This window comes from Calditrichota bacterium (genome assembly GCA_013152715.1).
Lineage (GTDB): Bacteria > Zhuqueibacterota > Zhuqueibacteria > Thermofontimicrobiales > Thermofontimicrobiaceae > 4484-87.
In genome coordinates this window covers 1-5,513 of sequence record JAADFU010000083.1, presented here as the reverse complement: position 1 = coordinate 5,513, position 5,513 = coordinate 1, and the positions used below count along the sequence as shown (strand labels likewise).

Sequence of the window (5,513 nt, the reverse complement as noted above, 5' to 3'; positions counted from 1 at the left end):
CGATCGCCCTGCTTCGCCCTTTTTATCAATTCCTTCTCTGAAATATCCATATATGCAAATTCCCAGATTCCTGTTTTTTCCCAAGTCAAAAATAGAAAATAATAAAAATATTCAAAAAAAACAAGAATAATTTTACAGGAATGGCAATATTTCAGTTAAAGTCATTTTATTTTCTGTCTGTTTGAGATAATAGGGTTTTAAATCTTGCCGAAAACTTCAATAAAATTTCCGTGGGTTCCTTTCACTGTTTTTGTCACTATGGGCCATATCTTTAGTCTAAAACAAAAAGTTTAAATTTGCTGAGAATTTACTCAAAAGGGCGTCCGCCGAAATTGTCGGTGAAAAAATAATTTTTTTACTTTGTGTCAATCACCTCGTATTGGTAAGAAATTTCCGCTGTCTTTTTTAACATCGAGGAAGCCGAGCAATATTTGGTACTGGACAACTCGATTGCTCGCTCGACATCTGCGGCTTTGATTTTATCTTTATCGCCATAGACCAAAAACGTGATTTTTATTTTCGTGAAAACTTTCGGGTGTTCATCTGCTCGCTCTGCCTCAAGACGCATGTTCACTTTCGTGAACGGGGTACGTTTTTTTTGCAAAATAGAAATCACATCCATTCCGGTGCAGCCGCCAAGTGACATGAGTAATAATTCCATGGGGCGAGTTCCGGCGTCATTTCCGCCAACTTTTTCTCCCCCGTCCATCGCGACCCAGTGTCCGGAATCCGCTTTTCCGACCAATGTTAAGCCATCAACTTGTTTAATCTCTACATTCATTTCAGTCTCCCAACTTTCATAACAAACGTCGTTCTATTTTTTTATTCAATGGAAAATTTCTTGTTGATCATTTTCTCGATGGCAGTCTTCAGCGAAACTAACGAGACCTCATCGAACCGCTCTTTCGCTTCCTCAAAAATGACGTCTTTCAGCAGCTCTGCGACGTGCTTGTCGCAGCAGGCGTCTATTCGGCCCTCAAGCGACGCCAAATAATCTTTCAATTTATTTTCCGTGAGCTTTTTCATTTTGTTTTTTCCTCCTGACTCTTTTTTTGATGAAATGATATTCAAAAAGATTCAAAGAGGCAGAATTTTCACCTACATTTTTCAAATTGAATTGTCAAGTTTTCCACAGAGACAACTATTTTCAAAATTCTCCGTTCTGCCAAAAAATCTATTGCCTTTTACCGAAAAAAATGATTAAATTAAAAAAAATTGATTCAGCCAAAAAAGGAAGCCGCAAAATGACAATCAGGGCGCACGAATGTCAGCAATTCACAGCTACATGGCGTTAAGAAAATTCACAGAAATTCTGAACATCTGCGAAAAATTCCCGGATGATGCACTTCCGGATATTTTGTACGGAAAGGTTTACGCTTATTTTCGCCCGGATCGATTGGCAAAGGGGAAAAAGCGCTCAAAGAAGCCATGGACTACTGGAATAGAGTCGGCATTTTTGGGACAGACCCGAGGCTGATTGGGTTCGTGAAAAAAGGGCTGCTCAATTCAGCACAAACACATTAGTTTTTCTCTGAAATGCTGTTTTTTCGACAATTAAGCGGATTAACCTCAGCAAAGAAGAAAAATTGCCCCAGTACGCGTTGCTTTGCGCCAAAAGTGCCCAATTTATTAAGAATTGAACAAATTGCCCGTTAAATTTTTCTGAAAAAGGTTATTACAAATGCGAATTGTTTTGCTCAGACACGGCAGGCCCGACGTTCATTATCCTGAAAAAATGAAAGCTAACGAAATGCGCAAAATAATCGACGCGTACAACGCAGCGGGTCTCAGCGAAAAAGAAACACCGCCTGAAAATGCCGTTGCGGCGGCAAAAACATGCAAGATTGTCGTTTGCAGTGATTTACAACGCTCGCTGGACTCGGCGCGTGCTCTTGGATTAAATCCCGGCCTTGTCGATCCTTTGTTCCGAGAGTTGGACTTGCCGTATCCAAATTCCCCCTTTTTCAGTCTTTCACCCTTCGTCTGGTCAATTCTTTTCAGAGTTATCTGGTTTTTTGGCTATTCCGCCAACAGCGAATCTTACCGTGAGGCCAGGAAAAGAGCAGCCTCCGCTGCGCAAAAGCTCATCGAAATAGCAAAGGAAAATGAATCTGCAATTTTGATCGGTCATGGCTTTTTAAATAGATTTATTTCAAAGGAATTTTTGTCCCGTGGCTGGCAAGGGCCTCGCTATTCAGGCAAAAATTTTTGGAGTTTGGGAGTTTATGAATTTTCGGCTTGACAAAAACTTACCTTCGCATTTGGCGTACTCAATATTAAGTTTGTTCGTGGCATTTTTTCTTTCAGTCAGTGTTCTGCTTTCACAAACTGCGGCAATTACCGTCAGCGATACAATTTATCAGACCCTTGGTGCAGATTTTTTCGGCATTCAATATCACGCTGACACTTACGACAACAATAATGCGACAGATAAATTGGCAAAGCTCAAATTGCAGCGCGTCCGAATCTGGGCAAAAGTCGCTGATTTTCATCCGGCGCCGAACGTTTGGAATTGGGAAGAACTGGATAAAAAAGTGGCGGAAATCACCAGTCTCAACTACAAGCCGCTTCCCTGCATTTATCAGAGTGAGCAATGGTTCACTGGAACGCCAACAGATCCGTGGTGGAATGACGCGGACGGATTGGCTGAATGGGAGGCCGCTGTCTTTGAGTTTGCCAATCGCTACAAAAACGATCTGGACATGATTATTTTTTTCGACGAGCCCAACATGCTGTACCCGGATCGCGATTATTATCTTCCGTTCAAGAAATGCGCCCAGCTATTTTTGCGCGCGGCAAAGCAGGTCAAAAATGTCAAGCCCGAAATTCAATGCGGCGGTCCCTCAAGTTTTGGCGGTTGGGAAAACGGACATTGGGCGAATTATGTTCTCAATGAACCCGAAGGAAAAAATGACCTCGATTTCGTTTCAGTCAATTTATTCATTTCCTGGGACGGCGATGATTCAGACGCGTTGATCATGGACAGGACAATCTGGTACGAGGAAGCGCCGCTGAAAATCAAAGACATGGTCGGAGGAAAGTGGTCGGGCACACTCGTTCTCGACGCCTACAATGTCAGCGCCGTCTGGAAAAAAGACGGCGAACTCTGGACTGATCCGCGAAATACGAATATTTTTGGCGGCGTGTATCAGGCGGCGGCTTTGCTGCACGGCGCCAAAGGTGGCTTCGACATCACGCTGCACTGGGAGACTATCGGCGGGTACGGGATTTTGAACTGGTTTCCGGAATTCAGGGAATTGCCGCCCTACTTTTCATGGAAATTTTTAATTGATGTGGCAGGTCTCAAGCCAGACGCACAGATAATTGGCTGCGCGACAAATGAGACGCCGAAGTCAGACGTTCTCCACCACGGTGGCATGAATGTCCATTCGTACGTCATCCAGCCGTTTGCCATTCGCCGCGTCGACGGCGGCGTGAGCGTCATTTTAATCAACAAGTACAACGAGTCAAACAGGACCGCCACCATTTCCGTCCCCGACGGCATGAACAGTTATGAAATTTTTCGCTACGCCCAGAATCGAATCACAAGCTGCTTTTCTTCGGTTGAATCCGGGCAAGCCATACAGACCGTCCCTGTCGATTGTCCCCCCTTCAGCATTTCTATTGTCAAATTTAGTGCAACCACGGCAGTGGAAACAGCAGAGAAAAATATCTGCGTATCCGAAAATGAAAACTTACTTTCAAACTTTCCCAATCCGTTCAACTCATTGACTCAAATAAATTATCGAGTGCCAAAATCAGGCTTGGTGGAACTGAAGGTTTTGAACCTGCTCGGGCAGACAGTCCGCACCCTGTTCCGCGAAACGCAACCATCCGGCAGTTTTCACCTTTTCTGGGACGGGAAAGATTACTCGGGGAATTTGCTCACCAGCGGTGTTTATTTGATAAATTTGCAAGCAGGAAATCAAATTGCGCGGCGGAAAATTCTTTATTTGAAATGAAAAATCCGATTTGCATTGAGTCGAAAAAATTAAGAAGCCAGCGAAACAATTTTCCCTTCTGTCGCTTTCCCCCTGGGAAACTCGCCGACGATCCGACCTTCGCGCATGACGATGATTCGGTCGCTCATTTTGAGAATTTCCGGCAGTTCCGAAGAAATAATCATCACTGCGATGCCCTGTTCCGTCAACTTGTGAATTAATTCGTGGATTTGCACTTTAGCAGCGACATCCACGCCGCGAGTCGGCTCGTCGAAAATGACTGTTTTCACATTGCCGCTGAACCAGCGCGAGAGAATTATTTTCTGCTGATTGCCGCCGCTCAAACTATTGACGCTGTCCGTGAGCGAGCTTAGTTTGATCCGCAATTGCTTTGAAAGCGACTCGGCGGTTTGTTTCTCTAATTTTTTTTTAATCATGCCGCGTCGCGTCAGGGCAGATAAATTGGAAATGGTCATATTTGCCATGAGGTTCAAATCAAAAAACAACCCCTGATCTTTTCTGTCTTCCGGAACAAAACCGATGCCCGCCTTGATTGCATCTGCCGGAGATTTGATAATCAGTTTTTTACCGGCTAATTTCACGCTGCCGCTGATTTTTTTATCCGCGCCAAGAATCGCCCGCGCCAGTTCCGTTCTGCCCGAGCCGACAAGGCCGGCGACTCCCAAAATTTCGCCAGCGTGAATTTTAAGATTTATTGCTTCCGCCAGTTTCCTGGTTTGCAAATTTTCGACCTCCAACATCACCTCTTTCTTTGAATCGGCAGAGCGCTTTCGCTGCCACGATTCAATTTCTCTGCCTACCATCATTTGCACGAGACCGTCGCGATCCACTTCATTGATTGCTTTTGTACCCTGAATTTTTCCGTCACGCAGCACCGTGACGCGGTCGGCAATTTCAAATATTTCCTCCAGACGGTGGGAAATATAAATGAAAGCGACGTCTTTTTCCTTCAATTGGCGAATGATTTCAAATAATTTTGCTAATTCATGCCCCGTCAAAACTGCGGACGGCTCGTCCATCACGATGATGTTGGCATTCACGGATAGCGCTTTTGCGACTTCGATCATCTGCTGCTGCGCCACGGGCAGCACGGATAATTTTTGCTGGACATCTACTTTCAAACCCACGTGCTGCAGCATGGTTCGCGCGCGTTGATGAAGCAGTTTTTTGTTGAGAAAAAATTTCCACCGCAAGGGCATTCTGCCGAAAAAAATATTTTCCGCTACCGACACCGCCGGAATCAACATGAATTCCTGATAAATGATGGCGATGCCGAACCGCTGGGCGTCGCTGGGCGTTTCAATTTCAGCCGGTTGTCCGTTCAGAAAAATTTCACCGGAATCTTTACCGACGGCTCCGGCGAGAATCTTTATCAGTGTCGATTTGCCGGCGCCATTTTCGCCGACCAGCGCGTGCACCTCGCCGCGGCGCAAATCAAAATTTACATTGTCCAGCGCCAAAACGCCGGGGTACTTTTTACGGATATTTTTCATCTGCAAAACAATTTCATTCATCAACTCAACCCTCGCCTTAAATCCAAATTTTTCGCCA

Annotated in this window: 6 protein-coding genes; 3 read left to right on the top strand and 3 right to left on the bottom strand. The window is 44.9% G+C overall.

The window, feature by feature from the left end; all coding sequences use genetic code 11:
- Window positions 1–355: 355 nt before the first annotated feature.
- Window positions 356–781, bottom strand: coding sequence for an OsmC family protein (locus GXO74_06380; protein NOZ61290.1), 426 nt, complete (start codon window positions 779–781; stop codon window positions 356–358).
- A 41-nt stretch (window positions 782–822) separates the two neighbouring features.
- A complete protein-coding gene (locus GXO74_06375; GenBank protein ID NOZ61289.1) occupies window positions 823–1,026 on the bottom strand; it encodes a hypothetical protein in 204 nt (67 codons plus the stop codon).
- Window positions 1,027–1,264: 238 nt separating this feature from the next.
- On the opposite strand from GXO74_06375, the gene GXO74_06370 reads away from it, so the two are divergent.
- The 3 genes from GXO74_06370 to GXO74_06360 all read left to right on the top strand — a co-directional run bounded on the left by GXO74_06370 (window position 1,265) and on the right by GXO74_06360 (window position 3,962).
- On the top strand, window positions 1,265–1,477 hold the full coding sequence (locus tag GXO74_06370; protein NOZ61288.1) for a hypothetical protein: 213 nt from the start codon (window positions 1,265–1,267) through the stop codon (window positions 1,475–1,477).
- A 204-nt stretch (window positions 1,478–1,681) separates the two neighbouring features.
- Window positions 1,682–2,242, top strand: a complete 561-nt coding sequence (locus GXO74_06365) for a phosphoglycerate mutase family protein (GenBank protein NOZ61287.1) — start codon at window positions 1,682–1,684, stop codon at window positions 2,240–2,242.
- On the top strand, window positions 2,226–3,962 hold the full coding sequence (locus tag GXO74_06360) for a T9SS type A sorting domain-containing protein (GenBank protein ID NOZ61286.1): 1,737 nt from the start codon (window positions 2,226–2,228) through the stop codon (window positions 3,960–3,962). The genes GXO74_06365 and GXO74_06360 overlap by 17 nt, the downstream gene beginning before the upstream one ends.
- Before the next feature lie 29 nt (window positions 3,963–3,991).
- On the opposite strand, the gene GXO74_06355 is transcribed toward GXO74_06360, so the two are convergent.
- Window positions 3,992–5,476, bottom strand: coding sequence for a sugar ABC transporter ATP-binding protein (locus GXO74_06355; protein NOZ61285.1), 1,485 nt, complete (start codon window positions 5,474–5,476; stop codon window positions 3,992–3,994).
- Window positions 5,477–5,513: the final 37 nt, after the last annotated feature.

Bases quoted from the DNA above. Each gene is read 5' to 3' on its own strand.
- GXO74_06380 (NOZ61290.1), bottom strand. From the start codon at position 781: ATGAATGTAGAGATTAAACAAGTTGATGGCTTAACATTGGTCGGAAAA.
- GXO74_06375 (NOZ61289.1), bottom strand. From the start codon at position 1,026: ATGAAAAAGCTCACGGAAAATAAATTGAAAGATTATTTGGCGTCGCTT.
- GXO74_06370 (NOZ61288.1), top strand. From the start codon at position 1,265: ATGTCAGCAATTCACAGCTACATGGCGTTAAGAAAATTCACAGAAATT.
- GXO74_06365 (NOZ61287.1), top strand. From the start codon at position 1,682: ATGCGAATTGTTTTGCTCAGACACGGCAGGCCCGACGTTCATTATCCT.
- GXO74_06360 (NOZ61286.1), top strand. From the start codon at position 2,226: ATGAATTTTCGGCTTGACAAAAACTTACCTTCGCATTTGGCGTACTCA.
- GXO74_06355 (NOZ61285.1), bottom strand. From the start codon at position 5,476: ATGAATGAAATTGTTTTGCAGATGAAAAATATCCGTAAAAAGTACCCC.